Genomic DNA, 17,144 nt, shown 5'->3' with positions numbered 1-17,144 from the left:
CGTCATGCCATTCCGTGAATCCGTCATAGCAGGCCTCACGCCAGTATCCTGGGCACTCGAAGACGACCAGCACGGGCTGGTCGCAGCTGCAGGACAGTTTGCGCGTGAGCGCCTAGAGCCACTACTGGGTGGTGAGCCAGATCCCGCCCAGTGGGGCGAAACGGTCCGGCTCGCCGCAACGCTGGACCTCGCGACCATGATCCTGCCGGAACAGATGGGCGGCATGGGCATCAGCCGGCACGACCTTGCACTTGTCGTTGAACAGTTCGCAGCGGGCCCGCTCGAGCGGGCCGCCGAGCTGACACTCAGCAGCGCCGCGCTGATGACGCTGCGCGACTACGATGCACTCGGCCTGCTACCTGATCAGAATATCCAGCATTACCTCGATGGCACAACATCAATCGCACCGGGTATCCCCGACGTCGATGCTTCAGGTTTCTGGGTGTTGCGCCGGCACGCATGCTCGCAGGCAATGATGGTCCGGATGGACGGTGAACGTCCGCAGCTCGTGCTCGCCTCGCTGCCTGCAAGGCGGGACGCTCAGGGTTCCGCTGTCCTTGCCCTGCCGGGCGCACTCTCCATCGAGCGGTACACGGTCGAGCCAGCAGGCGATGCGCCGCTTCTGGTTGTCCCCGACGGCGCGAATCCGGACGGCAATCCCGTACAGCAGTGGCTTGTCGACGCAGCAACCTATCTCGCTGCGCTGCTCTCGGGCGCCGTCCAGCAGGGCGTCAACTTCGCCGTTGCCTACAGCGCCTCCCGGCAGACGTTTCGCAAACCAATTGCCGCGCATCAGCTCGTCGCCGTACGGCTCGCCGACATGCTCATATCGGCCCACACCATCCACCTTTTTCTCCGGTCCGTCGCAGCACAGGGTACGCAGGCGCAGATCGAACCCGTACGGTTGATGGCCCGTCACGTTACCACCGAGGCCTTGGACGTTGCGCGGGAGCTTGTGCTGCTTTGCGGCGGCCATGGCTACGTCCAGGGGCTGCCGCCAGCCGCACGCTTCCAGACGGTGCACTGGTTTGCGATGCTGTTGATGAAGCTCGAAGCCGGGCTATGCGCGCTCACTGCGCCCGGCGCTCACCGGCAGGAGAGCTGAAGTGAGCAGTCAGGGCCCGGTGGTAGAACCCGCACACCACACTGACGGATCCCACCAGACAGGCGAAGAATCCGGTTCATGCTGGCTTCGTGAGCCCGACTGTAACGATGTCAATGACATCGCTGCCTGGCTCGCCGAGCCGGACATCCATCGGTGGTTCGACTTCGGGCAGGGTCGCCAGACACTTCCCGTGCTCGCCGTGCAGCTCATGATGCAAAGCGGTCGACATCGCCTCCGCGTTTTCGGACCCGCTGGCCACAGGCTCGCCAGCGGACTTGTGGCCGTCAGTGATCTGACGCACGCTTTTGGCACCGGCTCGTTCTGGGTACTGCGCGACAGCCGGCGCCCCGCCTGCAGGGACATGACGCTTCTCGCTTCCACGGAAATCCTCCGCGAGGCGTTCGAAACCGGCCGACTGCACAGCATCACTGCGTGGGCGGTGGACAGCAACGTACGCTCCCGGCGTCTGCTCGAACGGATCGGCTTTCGCCTCATTGGGCTGCAGCGCGATTGCCACGTCATGCATGGATCGCGGTTTGGGCGCGTCCTCTACGATCTGCTGCCCCCCGATCTCTCCAACGGCTCCGGTTCAGCCGGGGATCGCGCATGAACCTGCCCGTCATCACCGCAGTGACGGCCTGGGTGCCAGACGCCATACCGCTGTCCCGATGGACGGCGATTAAGTCCACACTGCGCACGACCGGGCATTCCGGCTGGGATGCGTGGGTGAAGTCATGGCATCCCGACTACGGGCACTGGCTCGAGGCGTGGCCAGGTGGAGAAACCGGTGGTTCGCCGCCTGTGCATCCTGATCTTCCACCACCCGACCTGGCCTGCGCGGTACCAGTCGAAACCGGTACAGATCTATCAGGACTCGCCGCAAAAGTGGCAAACGCGATCTGCGCCACACGCCCGCCGGATGCGCGCCCGATCGATGTCATCGTCTTCTGTCACAGCAGCCTCGAAGAGCACGTTTCGACCACGATTGCCGGACGGCTTTGTGCAGAAGTCGGCACACCATGCTTTCCTTTTTCGCTCTCCCAGCAGCATGGTGCGTCGCTATTCACCGCATTGCGGCTTGCGTCCGATCTGTTCATCGCTGAACCGGACGTCCACACGATGCTGATTGTCGCAGCGGAGAAGTGGTGTCCACCGTTTTCCAGAATATGCGGACCTGACATCGTGCACGGCGATGCCGCCGGTGCGCTGCTCGTTGAAAGAACCGACAACGGAACAGGTGGCATGCAGCTGCTCGATGTGGCAGCCCGGCACGTTGCCGTTGACATCTGTCGCCATGCAACCGGAATCCCCAACGCCCGGACATTCACCTTGCTATCGATGATCGACTCTCTCCTCGCGCGACACGGCCTTCGTCCGGACGATATTGACGAGGTGGTGGGGCACCCTGGCATCCCGTCGCTCAGCGGTGCAGTATGCAGACTCCTCGGCAGGCCAGACGCCGTGGTACAGCATCAGGTTTGCGTTCATCTTGGCGCAGCCGAATCCATCGTACGACTTGCACAGGCGCTCAGCGCTGCCGCCTGTCGTCGGCGCCATCGCGTACTGCTGTGGGGCTACGGGTTCGGCGGTTTTATTGGCACTGCGCTGCTGGAGACGCGCGGCGCCCCCTTCCTCTATCGGCAGAACGATGTCCGGTCCGTCTCATGATCCCTGATCTCGGTATACCGCACATCGCCTTCCATCTTCCCCAACACATCGACGACGTCCGGAGCTGGGGAAAGCGAACCCAGCAGAACATCGCCACAGTACTAAATTTGGAGCGGGCCGGGATGCGTTACTACCGCAGTGCGAATGGGCAGACCGCAATCGGGCTCGCTGCCAGCGCGATCCGGCGTCTTCTCGTTGCGTCCGGTGTCGCACCTGGTGCAGTTGACTGCCTCGTCTACGTGCATACGCTCCAGGGCAGTGTCGCGCCGCCTCCGCAGTCGCTACCCGGCCTGCTCTGTGACCGGTTCGGCTTCACCAACGCGGAAGCTTTCTCGTTCGCGCAGCAGCATTGTGCATCCGCTCTTGGTGCGCTGCGCGTGATTCGCGCGATGTTCGCCGTGCGGCCCCATATGAAACGGGTACTGCTTGTCGGCGCCGACGTGATGCCGCTCGAATCAGAAAGGTTAATGCAAGCTGAAGGAATTCTAGGTGATGGTGCATTCGCCGCATTCATCGAACGTGGGGCAGCCGTGAACCGCCTGCTCGCGATCGCCACGCATGCCAGCGGCCTGGGCTGGCGCGGGGTACTGGCAAATGAGGAATCACGCCTGGCAGCACAGTACTTCTTCGCGGCACGCAGCCTGATCAGGCAGACGGTCCAGCAAGCGAACTTCACACTGGCTGATATCCAGCGCATCCTGCCCCACCATCTGGATCTGCCTGCGTGGCACCGCCTGCTCGACTCGCTCCAGGTTCCGCAGGACCGGCTGTTCACGGAGAATTTTGCCCGTATTGGCCACGTCACCGTCAGCGACGCGTTCATCAATCTTGCCCAATGTTATGGCCTCGTGCCGGGCAAGCCGCTCCTGCTCTTTGCACGGGGCGTCGGAGGGTTTTCAGCAGCAGCCTTGCTGGTCCGTTAGCCTGCCGACCCAGCCCCCGCCTCGCCCGCTTACCCAGCCGCGCAGTGGATATGTTTCAATCTCTTACATGAATGGTCGGGCGGCAATCGGCAGACTATAGTAAATGTCTAATGCACTCGGGCGGGTGCATTGTCCGCGTCCAGTTGGCCATTGCCGGTGCCGCCGCGTATGGCAATCGTATGCGGGCCTCTGACTGGCCCCTCACTCCCGGAAACGGGTGTCGCATGAACCCGTACCGTCGTTGCGCACGGGGCCTCGTTCTCATGTGGCACCTGGCGTTCCAGACTCTGTGAGGTAGCGCTGCGGTAGCGAACATGAAGCATGTCTCCCGACGCCGTTCAAACGAGGGCCAGCACAGGCCGTCACCGATATCCGATCGCTTGCAACCTGGCGCGCCGGTCATGCGTCTTGCATATGCCACGGATATTCCTTCCCTCGTCGAGTCTTTCGGCCATGCGGCAGGGAAACTCGGCTTCCCGCATTACGTGATCAGCCGCGTTACGCGGAGCCGTTCGACCTGCGCCCGGCGAACAGCGCTCGAGATGATCGGTTCACACTATCCGCAGGACTGGGTGCGGCACTACCAGCACCGGGACTACGCGTCCATCGACCCCGTTCATCGGGCTGCGTTCCTTCAGTCGGCTCCCTATCGGTGGCACGACATCATCGGCTTGAACAAAGCCGAGCGTCGTCTGCTCGACGAAGCAAGAGAGGCCGGACTACCCGCGGGACTCAGTATCCCGGTCCACCAGTCCGACGGCAGTATCCTGCTGTTCAACCTGTCTGGCCCTCTGCGGTCCGTCAACGACGCCATCAATTCCCGGATGGCATACCTGATCAGCGCACAGTTTCACTTCGAACTGCATCGCCTCGCGTTGATACATTCAAGAAGAGCGGCACACCTGCTCACACCGCGTCAGCTCGAATGCCTGACCTGGGTCGCCCGCGGGAAAACCTCGGGCGAGATTGGCGAGATCCTCGGACGCTCTCACTATACCGTCGACTACCACATCAAGGAAGCGATGGACGCGCTCAACATCCGCAGCCGGACGGCCGCTGCCGTCCACGCGACCGTACAGGGCATCATAAAACCCTGAATCCGTTTTTCCTGCAGTTCTATCGCACATCCTGGCCGTCGCCGTACAGGCGACCGGGTCAGTGCGCGCTCGCGCGTGCTGACTGACACCCTCCCAGAGCTCCGAGTTTCTGGGCCACCGCCACGCTGATAGCGTCGCTTCAACGGCTGATACCAGGAGGAGCCCATGTCATACATCGTTGCCGGCAGGCTTGACGACCTGCCATCGGATATTCATCACCATCTCGGAACCTTTCGTCACAAGGTCTTTGTCCAGCGCCTGCACTGGGAAATACCCGGCGTGTCTCACGATGCCGCAAGCGAGTGGGACGAGTTCGACGGAGGCAGTACCGTCCATCTGGTTGCTCTGTCCGAACACGACGAGGTGTGCGGATGTGCGCGGCTTATGCCCACTACAGGACCGTATCTGCTCCGTGACATCTTTCCGGAACTTGCAGGCCCCGGTTCTCTGCCGTCATCACCTTCGATATGGGAGATGTCGCGATTCGCAGGATCTGGGCTACCGGACCATCGAACGGGCTCAACGTCAGGCATGTCATTGTTCCCTTACACGATGGCTCTCGCCCTCTCATTCGGCGCGACTCGCGTGATTGGCGTGGTCTCGCGCTCCGTTGCACGTCTGTACCGACGCTTCGGACTCGATCTGCGCAATATGGGCGTTGGCACGGCGCCGGTCCCCATCGATATCGTTGCGTGCTCAATCGATTTGGGTCCTGCGACGTTCCACAAACTCCAGTGTGATCCCCTCATGCTGCTGGACTCGGTCACGCGCTTCGGGCAGCTCCCGCGCCCGGAAGCTGGCGTGCCGGATCACGCGCATCCCCCTGAAGCGGGCGCGCGTTCCGAACACGCGTACAGCGAAGCGCCTCTCGCAGTTAGCGACAACGGGACGACGCGCGCGCAAACGACAGTCTAGACGACCGGCCCCTTGCATCAGCGCGCGCCTGCAGATCGGCCATGGTGCCGGTTGTCAGCCGCCTTCACCCAATCCGGCCTGATCGCCGATGCATAGGCCTGACCGCTGCGCGAAGCCTCTCCATTCTGCTGCGAACTCAAACCCAGGCGCTCATCGATCGCGTGCGCGACGGTCGCAGACTTCGGAGGATGATCGGGATCGCAGTCCGCCCAGAAGGTACACATCGCATCGAACAGAACGGAGAGTATCGACGTCATGTAGGGCAGTTTCACCACGACGCCCTTACCAGGTCGGTCGCTAGCGGGCATGCCCCAATGCTCCTGGGACTCATTCACGAGCATCATAATCCGCAGGGAATCGAGTTCACGCTGCAGGCGATCTTCAAATGAATAGTGAACGGCCGCCGAATGCGCAAGCGCCTTGCGTAGCTCGCAGAACTGCCGGTCCTTCATCTCCACGCATCGGGTTAACCGACGGACTTCGGCTTCCGCCCGCTGCAAACGCTGATCGGGAGCACCCTTTGCCGATAGCATCAGCGGGGCACTCTCCATGCCAGTGACTGTCCATGCATTGAGTTCTTTCATGATGTTCCCTGCCTCAAATGCCCATGCTTGTACCGTGCCGGCTGCGCCCCTTCCCGCGATCCAGCGCGAATGGAATAACCCCTGGAGTCTTCGCCACCGGTCAATCGTGACGGTTAGCCACGGCGGAGTTATCGGGCTTCACCCACGTATCTTTTTTCGGTTTTCTCAGACGAAATATCAACTGCGAAAAACGGCAGGATGTGCCATATCTGAATCCGCATGGCGTTGAAGCAAGTACCGACAGGTTTGCTGAACACCGCTCATCAGACCGACGGAGCCATCGGCAGGCAGCGTACACGCCTGTCGTGCACGCCGCGAACACGCAGCACCCGCTGTCTGCCGCGGGGTTAGCGCCGCGGCTTAGATGGTCGAACCCGAGGGCAGGTGTCAAACAGAATATCGTCCAGCGAACCGTGACGCTGACGAGCGGCCAAAAACGGAAAGCTTTCAGACGCTCACCGAAGCGTGGTTTGACATGTCTTTCGCAAACGGCCGTACCGCAAATATTTGCGGTCGTATGTTTGCGGCGGCAACTCCGACGCCAGCCGCCCTTCGTCTCGTAGTCGCCAAACGACCGTCAGGCTCCGCGGCGCGCGGTAGCCCCAAGACTCATTCCAGCGAGCCAATGCCCGACCGCTGATAATTTCCTGTTCCAACTTTGCCGATGAGTCCGAGCTGGTTTTCGAGCCGGTCGATATGGTCTTCGATGTCGTCCAAAATGTTCACAAGCATCTCGCTCGACGCGAAATCCGTGCGGATTCACAATAGATGATCGCGTCCTTGCACGTCGCCTCGGATGTGTGTTCGAGCTTGAGATCGCACTCGATGACTTCTCTCGCGTGTTCGCCCACGAGGAGCCTGTTCAGGACCGCCAGGTTCGGCAATTCTTCCAGCATGAAGATCCGCTGGATCAGCTTGTCTGCATGCTTCATCTCCTCAATCGACTCCTCATATTCGTGCTTGCCAAGACCCTCCAGTCCCCGCGTCCATACAGCCGCGCATGCAGGAAATACAGGTTGATGGCCGTCAGTTCATTCCTCAGGAAAGAAACTGCGGGCCATCCACTTCGTCCAGAACGCCATCCTGCATACAGAAGAGAAGGACAAGCTCTCGAAGCTCGGCAACCCCGAGCATCTGCGGCGCAGCCAGTGGTTCAGCCTCGCGGCCATCGTCGTCATGCCGCTTCTTCTGGGTCATGTATCCGGCCAGCTTCTGGACGCAGCCATGCGCTTCGGCAAGATACGGATCGAGCATCCCACGATCTACGTCAAGTCGCCGTACGCACTGATGTTGCCGAAAAACCTGGTGCCCGCGGAGCACGCGAGTCTCGCCGACTACACGAGGTTTGACGGCACTGTCGTGCTGTTCAACGGATTCGGCAAAAACACGGTCATATCATTTCCCGATGCCGGGGCAGTCAGGACAGTACGGATTCCCAACGAATATATAATCGTCGAATAGCTCATGAGACCTTCGGGCCGCGCCTGCGTCACCACCTAGTCCCGGGGCCGCATGGACCATCAACGGCAGTGCCCTACTGCATGTCCAGACCGGATGTCGGCCCACGCTTCACCGCCCGACTCGACAGCGCGTGGAGCCAGCCATGACGCGTGACGTAGCGAGCGTGCGTCGGACGGATCATCTTGACATGCGCGTGCCCGCCACCTTGCGGCTTGTGATCCACGCGTCAATCTCGCTTTCGTACCACGCTACCCTTCCGCCGCCAATCTCGACCGGCCTTGGAAACTTGCCTGCTGCCAGATACCGGTAGACTGTGCTCGCCCCAAGGCTCACTCGCATGCGCACTTCAGGAAGGCGAATAAGGCGCGGCTTCGCACTTTCGTGGCCGCCAATATGCTCGTCGTTCATCACGCTGGTCCTCCTGACGACGTCCGGATGTCACCGGACAGCCCCCAGACTAGCGTGATGCCGTAATCACATCAAACATACGGTCAGGAGAAACGTTGCCACAGTGCAGGCCGGCCCACGGTCGCGAACGTCCCATGGTTACCCAGCAGTTCCCACCCGCCAGCGACCACCGGTCGATTCTTGCTCCAGCATTCGGCTCCCGGGAAAAACCTCTCTATTTCAGGCAGAGTAGCTCCGACGCAACCGGATCCAACGCGACCGTGAATCACCGACACCGCCCGTCACATCCGGCATGGAGTCGGCCCCGCGCGCAGGCATTCGAGCGGTCCCAGGTCAGCTACCCTTTCACCGCACAGTAAGCCGCCCAATCGTCCATCATCTGCTTGCGGCGCTGGAACATGTCACCGCGACGGTAGGCGGCCTCGACCTTGTCGTCCACGGTGTGCGCCAATGCCATCTCCGCCATCTCGTTGGGATAGGTCGTGCATTCCGCTGCCCAGTCACGGAAGGTCGAGCGAAAACCGTGCACTGTCAGGCCCGTGCGTTTCATCCGGCGCAGAACCGTGAGCATGGCCATGTTGGACAGCGGCCTGCCCTTCTTCGCCCCCGGGAACACCAGGTCACCGTCCGTCTCTTCAAGCAGCCGGCGCACCAGTGCAAGCGCAGGATCAGACAACGGAATCCGGTGTGCCCGTTCGGCCTTCATCCGCTCCGCCGGTACGGTCCATGTAGCCGCCTCCAGATCGAACTCGTTGCGCGCAGCACCGATGACTTCGTTGGTCCTGGCTGCAGTCAGGATGAGCAGTTCGAGCGCGCGGGCCGCGAGGCCATCCTGCGCCCGCAGTGCCTTCATGAACACGGCCGACTCCTTGTACGGCAGGGCGGCATGGTGCTGGACCTTCCGCACCTTTGTGCGCGCAGGCAGGATCTTGTCGAGGTGGCCCTTCCATCGTGCCGGATTCTCACCTTCACGGTACCGGTGCACCGTCGCCCAGTCGAGCACTGACTCGATGCGTCCGCGAACGCGACTGGCCGTCTCGGGCTTTGTCTGCCAGATCGGCTCGAGCACACTCACGACGAGCGCCGTGTCGATATCGCGTGCGGCAAGCGCTCCGATAATGGGTGAAGCATAGGTGGCCAGCGTGTTCTCCCACTGCGCGACGTGCTTTTCGTTTTTCCAGCCTGCGCGGTTGGCCTTGATAAATGCCTTGGTACACTCATCAAAGGTCCGGCTGCGTGCGGACATCGCAAGCTGCTGCGCGCGCTCGGCCCGGCGTGCCTCGATCGGATCAACGCCTTCGAAAAGCATCCTGCGGCAGCGCGCTGCAAGTTCGCGTGCATCGGCAAGCGAGACGACATGCAGGGGCCCCAGCCCCATTTCACGCAACCGGCCTTTGCGCCGGAAGCGGTAGACCCATGAGTGTGTACGCGCCACCGACACCTGAAGGTACAGACCACCGCCATCGCAATAATGGCCAGGCTTCTTCAGGCGCGCGACGCCGAGCGCGGAAAGACGGTGGATGGAACGCGGATTTGTGCTCATGGCGACCTCCTTTCTACCCATACTACTACCCATACTTCTGGTTGCGATTGAGGGGTATGAAGCGGGAAGGTCCGGCAAAAGAAAAAACCCCGGAAGGCCCATGTGGCGGCCTTCCGGGGTTCGTTCTGGGACGATGCGGCTTGTCCCGGGAAGATCTCCTGGCGGAGACGGAGGGATTCGAACCCTCGATCCAGGTTTTGGCCCAGATGCTCCCTTAGCAGGGGAGTGCCTTCGACCTCTCGGCCACGTCTCCCAAACTTTCGGTTGCGCAGGGAGTCAGCGCAACGAAGCCAAGATAATAGCGGGCCGAACCGCGAAGGTCAATGTCTACTGGACATTTTTTGTGCCAGTTTTGTCATCGCCGACGCAATTTATTCACATTGGCGGGGCACACAGTCGAGCATTCAGAGATGAAACGCTCCTGCACCTCCCGCCTCCTGCAACAAATTACGCTTGATCCAGTTCGAACGCTTTATGCAGCGCGCGCACGGCGAGCTCCATGTACTTCTCGTCGATCAGCACCGAGATCTTGATTTCGGAGGTGGAGATCATCTGGATATTGATGCCCTCTTCCGACAGCGTGCGGAACATCGTGCTCGCGATACCCACGTGCGAGCGCATGCCGACGCCGACCACCGACACCTTCGACACCTTCGGATCGCCCAGCACTTGCTCAGCCTGCACGTGGCCCTTCACCTGGCTCGTAAGGATGTCCATGGCGCGCTGATAGTCGCCGCGGCCAACCGTGAACGTGAAAGCGGTTTTGCCTTCGACGCTCTGGTTCTGAATAATCATGTCGACGTCGATATTCGCGTCCGCCACCGGGCCGAGAATCTGATACGCGATGCCCGGCTTGTCGGGCACACCCATCACGGCGATACGAGCTTCGTCGCGCTGGAACGCGATGCCCGAGATGACTGCTTTTTCCATGGTCTCGTCTTCTTCAAAAGTAATCAGGGTGCCCGACTTCATTTCAGCGTCGAGCGGGATGAGCGGATCGGTCAGGCTCGACAGCACGCGCGTCTTCACCTGATATTTGCCGGCGAATTCCACCGAGCGGATCTGCAGCACCTTGGAACCCAGGCTTGCCATTTCCAGCATCTCTTCGAACGTCACGCGATCGAGGCGACGCGCACCATCCACCACGCGCGGATCGGTCGTGTAGACGCCGTCGACGTCCGTATAAATCAGGCACTCGTCGGCTTTCAATGCGGCAGCGACTGCGACTGCGGACGTATCCGAACCGCCACGGCCGAGCGTGGTGATGTTGCCTTCAGGATCGATACCCTGGAAGCCCGTGATCACCACCACTTTGCCGGCGTCGAGATCGCGCAGCACGCGCTCGCCGTCGATTTCGCTGATGCGCGCTTTCGTGAACGCGCTATCCGTTTTGACCGGCACTTGCCAGCCCGCATAGCTGACCGCGTCGACGCCGGCTTCCTGCAGCGCGATGGCGAGCAGCCCTGAGCTCACCTGCTCGCCGGTGGCTGCAATCATGTCGAGTTCGCGCGGGCTCGGCTGGCCCGTGATTTCTTTCGCGAGACCGAGCAAGCGGTTGGTTTCGCCGGACATTGCCGACGGCACGACGACCATCTTGTGGCCGGCCTTGTGCCATTTCGCGACGCGCTTGGCGACGTTCTTGATGCGCTCGACCGAGCCCATCGAGGTGCCGCCGTATTTATGTACGATGAGTGCCATTGTCGTTCTGAACTGGAGGATAAACCGCGCTGGCGCGCTGGAGACGACCGCACAAAAGCACAGGGAGCGCAACGTCTTGTGAACGACGGCAAAGTGTGTGGCGGCGTAAATGCAGCACGCGTGCAGCACGCGCGGATTTGCCCGGGAATGATCGCTAGTGGCTTACCGGATACGACGGATCACGCTCGCAAACCGGCTTTGGCGACGACAGCGAAGGCGAAATCGGGTCGGGCAAACGAGTTAAATTACCCGATCGAGCGCAAAAAGACAAGCCAAAATGCCCGTCGAATGGTCCGTATTTTGGGCTGAAAAGGCGTATCCGGCGTGGTTTTGCACCCTTTGGCATCCTCCTGCCGAAACTCACCGGATAGATAGCCGGCCCGTCCGACTGGCCGGTCAGGCGATCAGCAAATCCTCGCGCCAGATGATCCTGACGCGTTGTTCCGTCGCGTCGACCTGCGCCGGCAACGCCGTGTGATTCAAGCCGAGCAAGGGGACGAACAGCAGATCTTCGCCCACGTAAAGCAGCGGCACGTCGCGCTTCCATGCGGGAATACCACGCTCCTGGAACAGGTTCTTCAGCGTGCGGCTCGGGCTGCCTGGTGCGGCACGGGTGCGCATCCGTTCGCCGCCGCTGCGCGCGCGCGCACTCAACAATGCGCGGCGTAAAACGCTGACGGGAAGCGTATCGGGATCGTTCGGTGTCGGGTCGACATTGGCATCGATCGCGTCGGAAGCAATGCTGGAAGCAACGCCGGCACCGTCGCCCAGATCCGCTTCGACAGCGGCAAACACAAACGTGCCCCGCCATTGCGGCAGACGCCAGATCGTTTCACCCTGCCACGCGAATTCGCTGACTGCGCGCGCGGTGAGCGCGGTTTCATCGGCGGATTCGCTGCTATCCCCCGCTTCCCAATAGACGAGGCCGCGATAACTGCGCAACGCCTGCCCTGCGTGATCGATACGCAGACTATGGCCCTCGCCTGCTGCGCCGACTTCGCGCAGCTGGCGCAAAGCGTCGGTAAGTCGCGCGGTCGATGCCGCGACGAGACCCCGGGTGCGCATCCAGTAGCGCAGCAGGTTGAGCGCACGATCGTCGTCCAGCGCGAGCAGCGCGTCATGCGACAACGCATGGCCTTCATCACGCCCTGCCGCATCCAGATCGATGCGCGCCAGATCGTCGAGCAGACGTTGCGCCGATGCTGCATGCGCGGCCGTGCGCGCAAGGGCGTCGCGAAAACCAGGAAAGTGGACGGCCAGCGCCGGCGTCACCTCGTGGCGCAATGCGTTGCGCGCGTAGCGAGTGTCCGCATTCGATTCGTCGTCGATCCAGTGCAGCGCGCGCGCGTTTGCATACTGCTCGAGTTGGGCGCGCAACAGATGCAGCAAAGGCCTCCTGCGCACCGCGGCCGCACCAGCCGGCAAGTATTCGGGTGCCATCGCGGCAAGACCCGCAAGGCCGGCGCCGCGCAGCAACTGCAACAGCACGGTCTCCGCCTGATCGTCTGCATGTTGCGCGAGCCATAGCGAGTGGACGGCGCGTGTTGCGCACATGCCGTCCAGCGCGCGATAACGCGCATCGCGCGCCGCAGCCTCGACGCTCACGCCCGCGTCTTGCGGCACCTCGACGCGCTGCGCCGCGAATTCGACACCTCGTTCCCGCGCGAACGCTTCGCAGTGCGTGAGCCACTCGTCGGCATGAGCGCTCAAGCCGTGATGCACATGCAGCGCGACACAACGCGAGGCCCCCGCGACACGCACCGCCGCATCGAGCAGCACAGTCGAATCGACGCCGCCACTGAACGCTACCGCGATGCGCCCGTCCGCAGGCAACGCGGACAGCGCCCCGCCGACCGCCTCGAGAACGAGGCGGTCGGCGGGGGAATCTGAGGTGGGAGTCACGTCGCTAGCGCGTGAAGCGCCGAAGGACGAAAGAAAACGTGCGCGGAGCTAAGGGCTTAAGCACCCGGCGTCGTTTCCTTGAACTTGCCGTACGCCATCAACCGTTCGAAACGGCGTTGACGCAGGTCGTTGATGCTCATGCCCTGGAATTGACGCAGCGAATCGGCAAGCGCACGGCGCAACATGGCGGCCATGCCCTTCGGATCGCGATGCGCGCCGCCGAGCGGCTCGTTGACGATCTTGTCGATCAGGCCAAGCGCTTTCAGACGATGCGCGGTCAGGCCGAGCGCTTCCGCGGCTTCCGGCGCTTTCGCGGCGCTCTTCCACAGGATCGATGCGCAACCTTCCGGCGAAATCACCGAGTAGGTCGAGAACTGCAGCATCAGCACGCTGTCGCCGACTGCAATCGCGAGCGCGCCGCCCGAGCCGCCTTCGCCGATGATCGTGGCGATCAGCGGCGTCTTCAGTTCAGCCATCACGTACAGATTGCGGCCGATCGCTTCGGACTGGCCGCGCTCTTCCGCGCCGATCCCAGGATACGCGCCCGGCGTATCGATGAACGTGAAAATCGGCAAGCTGAACTTCTCGGCGAGGCGCATCAGGCGTTCGGCCTTGCGATAGCCTTCCGGGCGCGGCATGCCGAAATTACGCAGCGCGCGCTCCTTGGTGTCGCGGCCCTTCTGATGACCGATCACCATGCAGGCCTGGCCGTTGAAACGCGCGAGGCCGCCGACGATCGACAGGTCGTCCGCATAGTTGCGGTCGCCGTGCAGCTCGTGGAAATCGGTGAACAGCTCGTTCACGTAATCGAACGTGTACGGGCGCTGGGGATGTCGGGCAATTTGCGAAACCTGCCATGGCGTAAGGTTCGCGTACAGATCTTTGGTGAGCTGTTGACTCTTCTTGGACAGCCGCTCGATCTCTTCCGAAATATCGACGGCCGAATCGTCCTGCACGAAGCGCAATTCTTCGATCTTCGCTTCGAGTTCAGCGATCGGCTGTTCGAAATCCAGAAAGGTGGTCTTCATTGGTTGTAATCCTTGGACTTACCGGCAGCGCGTATTCTAACCGCGCTCGCCGATGTCAAAACCATCTCTCAACTATCGATTTTTAACAATTGATAGTTTTTTGAAACGGCATCGTGTCTTGTTCTTCAGTTTCAGTAGTCGACCGGCAACGGATCGAGACTACGCCACATATACCAGGTCGCAACGGTGCGCCACGGCTCCCAGTTTGCCGCAACCTCACGCGCCTCGCTGCGCGTAACCGGCTCGCCGCTAAAATAATTGACGCTGATCGCGCGGATCAGACCGAGGTCGTCGAGCGGCAGCACGTCCGGACGCGACAGATTGAAGATCAGGAACATTTCCGCGGTCCAGCGGCCGATGCCACGGATCTGCGTGAGTTCGGCGATCACCGCCTCGTCGTCCATCGAGGTCCACTTGCCGACGTGCAAGGCGCCCGACACGAAGTGCTGCGCGAGATCGAGCACGTACTCGGCCTTACGCCTGGAGAGCCCGCACGCGGTCAATTTGTCCTGACCGAGCTTGATGAACTGCTGCGGCACGAGCTTCGGGCAGGCGGCCTCGACTTTCGCCCAGACGGCCTGCGCGGACGCCACCGAAATCTGCTGCCCGACCACCGAGCGCGCGAGCGTGACGAACGGATCGCCACGGCTCAACAGATGCACCGGGCCGAACTTCGGAATCAGCTTCTTCAGAATGCGGTCACGCTTGACGAGGTCAGCGCATGCCTTGTCCCAATACGCCGGACGGCTGACCTCAGGCGTGAGGCCGGCGATCTGCACCGGCACCGCGACTTCAGCCGCACCCGCAGCTTCGCCGCCCGCGCCCGATGACGCCCGCGTCTTGCGCACAACTTCGCCTTCATGCCCTTCCTGCGCCGTGCGCGCGAGCTGCTGCACGTCGCCGGCGAGTTCGGCAGGCAACGCGCCATTGCTTTTCGCCCGCGGTGCTTTGGCGCGCTTCGAAGCGGGCGCCGACGCGCCGTTCAGCGCGCGTTTGACCGCGGGTTTCTTCGCTGCGCCTGCCGTGACACGCGCGCCTGTCTTCGCCGCCACCCCGGCGGGTTTCGGCGATGCTTTCTTTACCGCGCCGCTGTCCGCACGAGCCGACGTTCTTGTCGACTTTGCTGCGGCTGCCGCGTTTGTTTGAGACGTGGCTCGTTTAGCCGGCGTCTTCGTGGCCGTTGCCATCCTGCCTCCTGCCTGGCGAGTCGATCAGAGGGAAGTACGAGGTGCGCTCACACGCGCCGCCACTCGGTCAACCCGCCGGGTTTGTCTTCAAGTGCAACGCCGGCCTCGAGCAATTCGGCCCGGATCCGGTCTGCTGCCGCATAGTCTTTTGCCTGCTTGGCGGCCACGCGCGCCGCGATCTTCGCTTCGATCGCGGCGGGCTCGAGCGCACCTTCTGCGGCGGCGCCCGCAGCCTGCTGCAGGTATGCACGCGGCTCCCGGCCGAGCAATCCGAGCAAAGCGCCAAGCAGGCGCAATTGACGGGCCAGCGCGGGGTCGCGCGTGCGGTTCACTTCAGTTGCCAACTCGAACAACACCGACACTGCGACCGGCGTGTTGAAGTCGTCGTTCATTGCTGCCTTGAAACGCTGCGCATGCGCTTCGTTCCAGTCGAGATCCGCGCTATCCGGCGTAACGTCTTTCAGCGCGGTGTACAACCGCGCGAGCGCATTACGGGCGTCGTCGATATGGACGTCGCTGTAGTTCAACGGCGAACGGTAATGCGCACGCGCGATGAAAAATCGGACCACCTCGGCATCGTACTGCGCCAACACTTCGCGGATCGTAAAGAAGTTGTTCAACGACTTCGACATCTTCTCATTGTCGATCTGCACGTAGCCGTTGTGCATCCAGTAATTGACGAAGGTTTGTCCGGTCGCAGCTTCGCTTTGTGCAATCTCGTTCTCGTGGTGCGGAAACTGCAGGTCCTGACCGCCGCCATGAATGTCGAAATGTTCGCCGAGCAAGGTGCAGCCCATAGCCGAGCATTCGATATGCCAACCCGGACGGCCGCGCCCGTACTTCGATTCCCAGCCGGTGTCCGCCGGCTCTTCCGGCTTCGACTGCTTCCACAGCACGAAATCGAGCGGGTCCTGCTTCGCGTCGTTCGCGGCGACGCGCTCACCGGCGCGCAGATCCTCGAGCGACTTGCCCGACAGCTTGCCGTAGCCCGCGAACTTGCGCACCGCGTAGTTCACGTCGCCGTCGGCCGCCTGATACGCGTAACCGTTCGCCTCGAGCTTCTCGATCATGCCCAGCATCTGCGGGATGAAATCGGTGGCGCGCGGCTCCAGATCGGGACGCTCGATGCCGAGCGCATCCGCGTCTTCATGCAACGCGTTGATGAAGCGATCGGTCAGCGACTTGATCGTTTCGCCGTTCTCGACCGCGCGCCGGATGATCTTGTCGTCGATATCCGTGATGTTGCGCACGTAGGTCACGTCGTAACCGAGCGTGCGCAACCACCGCTGCACGATGTCGAACACGACCATCACGCGCGCGTGGCCGACGTGACAATAGTCGTATACGGTCATCCCGCAGACGTACATCCGCACGACGCCATCTTGCAGCGGCACGAAAGTTTGCTTGTCACGCGCGAGCGTGTTGTAGATGCGCAGTGATTCCATAGAGAACGGTGCGTGGGCCGAAAGAAATCCGCAATGTGTTCGTGCTGTTTCGTGCATGAGGCGCCCCGCGGGAAGACGGCGGGTGCGTTCTGTACTGCAACAGACAGAGCAGCGAACCGGTGCACCTGGTGCGGCGCTCAGGCTGCGCTCAGGTTGCAATCAAGGCGGAGACGACCACGA

The 17,144-nt window shown here is 61.9% G+C and carries 16 protein-coding genes, 1 tRNA gene and 1 pseudogene; 7 read left to right on the top strand and 11 right to left on the bottom strand.

Features of this window, described 5'->3' with window-relative positions; translation table 11 throughout:
- Window positions 1–4: 4 nt before the first annotated feature.
- The 6 genes from BCY88_RS07900 (at window position 5) to BCY88_RS07875 (ending at window position 5,708) form a co-directional block, all read left to right on the top strand.
- Complete coding sequence (locus BCY88_RS07900) at window positions 5–1,105, top strand: acyl-CoA dehydrogenase family protein (protein WP_120343706.1); 1,101 nt, start codon at window positions 5–7, stop codon at window positions 1,103–1,105.
- Window position 1,106: 1 nt separating this feature from the next.
- Window positions 1,107–1,715 carry a GNAT family N-acetyltransferase gene (locus tag BCY88_RS07895; protein WP_120343705.1) on the top strand — a complete coding sequence of 203 codons (609 nt, stop codon included), beginning with the start codon at window positions 1,107–1,109 and terminating at the stop codon, window positions 1,713–1,715.
- Entirely contained in the window at window positions 1,712–2,773 is a 1,062-nt protein-coding gene (locus tag BCY88_RS07890) for a 3-oxoacyl-[acyl-carrier-protein] synthase III C-terminal domain-containing protein (RefSeq protein ID WP_120343704.1), read from the top strand. Before BCY88_RS07895 ends, BCY88_RS07890 begins: the two co-directional genes overlap by 4 nt.
- Entirely contained in the window at window positions 2,770–3,696 is a 927-nt protein-coding gene (locus tag BCY88_RS07885; protein WP_120343703.1) for a 3-oxoacyl-[acyl-carrier-protein] synthase III C-terminal domain-containing protein, read from the top strand. Before BCY88_RS07890 ends, BCY88_RS07885 begins: the two co-directional genes overlap by 4 nt.
- 401 nt (window positions 3,697–4,097) lie before the next feature.
- Entirely contained in the window at window positions 4,098–4,793 is a 696-nt protein-coding gene (locus tag BCY88_RS07880; protein WP_259461276.1) for a LuxR family transcriptional regulator, read from the top strand.
- Window positions 4,794–4,958: 165 nt separating this feature from the next.
- Window positions 4,959–5,708, top strand: a complete 750-nt coding sequence (locus tag BCY88_RS07875) for an acyl-homoserine-lactone synthase (protein ID WP_120343701.1) — start codon at window positions 4,959–4,961, stop codon at window positions 5,706–5,708.
- 17 nt (window positions 5,709–5,725) lie between these two features.
- Here BCY88_RS07875 and BCY88_RS07870 read toward each other — a convergent pair whose 3' ends face one another.
- The 3 genes and pseudogenes from BCY88_RS07870 to BCY88_RS39805 form a co-directional block, all read right to left on the bottom strand.
- Window positions 5,726–6,292, bottom strand: coding sequence for a hypothetical protein (locus BCY88_RS07870; RefSeq protein WP_120343700.1), 567 nt, complete (start codon window positions 6,290–6,292; stop codon window positions 5,726–5,728).
- Window positions 6,293–6,901: 609 nt separating this feature from the next.
- A pseudogene (gene bfr / locus BCY88_RS07865) lies at window positions 6,902–7,334 on the bottom strand (bacterioferritin).
- Window positions 7,331–7,489, bottom strand: coding sequence for a hypothetical protein (locus BCY88_RS39805; RefSeq protein WP_183081310.1), 159 nt, complete (start codon window positions 7,487–7,489; stop codon window positions 7,331–7,333). The pseudogene bfr and the gene BCY88_RS39805 overlap by 4 nt, the downstream one beginning before the upstream one ends.
- Before the next feature lie 27 nt (window positions 7,490–7,516).
- On the opposite strand from BCY88_RS39805, the gene BCY88_RS07860 reads away from it, so the two are divergent.
- Window positions 7,517–7,753, top strand: coding sequence for a hypothetical protein (locus tag BCY88_RS07860; protein ID WP_147408507.1), 237 nt, complete (start codon window positions 7,517–7,519; stop codon window positions 7,751–7,753).
- Window positions 7,754–7,930: 177 nt separating this feature from the next.
- Here the strand turns inward: BCY88_RS07860 and BCY88_RS07855 are convergent, their stop codons facing one another.
- The 8 genes from BCY88_RS07855 to cysS form a co-directional block, all read right to left on the bottom strand.
- Window positions 7,931–8,161, bottom strand: coding sequence for a helix-turn-helix transcriptional regulator (locus BCY88_RS07855; protein ID WP_120343698.1), 231 nt, complete (start codon window positions 8,159–8,161; stop codon window positions 7,931–7,933).
- Between the two features lie 337 nt (window positions 8,162–8,498).
- Complete coding sequence (locus tag BCY88_RS07850) at window positions 8,499–9,704, bottom strand: tyrosine-type recombinase/integrase (protein ID WP_120343697.1); 1,206 nt, start codon at window positions 9,702–9,704, stop codon at window positions 8,499–8,501.
- A gap of 159 nt (window positions 9,705–9,863) precedes the next feature.
- Window positions 9,864–9,957 (bottom strand) — tRNA-Ser (locus BCY88_RS07845).
- 194 nt (window positions 9,958–10,151) lie between these two features.
- Window positions 10,152–11,402 carry an aspartate kinase gene (locus BCY88_RS07840; RefSeq protein WP_120343696.1) on the bottom strand — a complete coding sequence of 417 codons (1,251 nt, stop codon included), beginning with the start codon at window positions 11,400–11,402 and terminating at the stop codon, window positions 10,152–10,154.
- Between the two features lie 396 nt (window positions 11,403–11,798).
- On the bottom strand, window positions 11,799–13,304 hold the full coding sequence (gene tilS / locus BCY88_RS07835) for a tRNA lysidine(34) synthetase TilS (protein ID WP_120343695.1): 1,506 nt from the start codon (window positions 13,302–13,304) through the stop codon (window positions 11,799–11,801).
- Between the two features lie 56 nt (window positions 13,305–13,360).
- Window positions 13,361–14,332, bottom strand: coding sequence for an acetyl-CoA carboxylase carboxyltransferase subunit alpha (locus tag BCY88_RS07830; protein ID WP_120343694.1), 972 nt, complete (start codon window positions 14,330–14,332; stop codon window positions 13,361–13,363).
- A gap of 131 nt (window positions 14,333–14,463) precedes the next feature.
- Window positions 14,464–15,519 (bottom strand): endonuclease III domain-containing protein, encoded by a 1,056-nt coding sequence (locus tag BCY88_RS07825; protein ID WP_120343693.1) that lies wholly within the window; start codon window positions 15,517–15,519, stop codon window positions 14,464–14,466.
- A gap of 47 nt (window positions 15,520–15,566) precedes the next feature.
- Entirely contained in the window at window positions 15,567–16,964 is a 1,398-nt protein-coding gene (gene cysS / locus BCY88_RS07820) for a cysteine--tRNA ligase (RefSeq protein ID WP_120343692.1), read from the bottom strand.
- Window positions 16,965–17,144 lie beyond the last annotated feature (180 nt).

The sequence above is a fragment of the Paraburkholderia fungorum genome, from assembly GCF_003610895.1.
In the GTDB taxonomy this organism is placed as follows: domain Bacteria; phylum Pseudomonadota; class Gammaproteobacteria; order Burkholderiales; family Burkholderiaceae; genus Paraburkholderia; species Paraburkholderia fungorum_B.
This window is presented reverse-complemented; position numbering and strand designations above follow the sequence as displayed.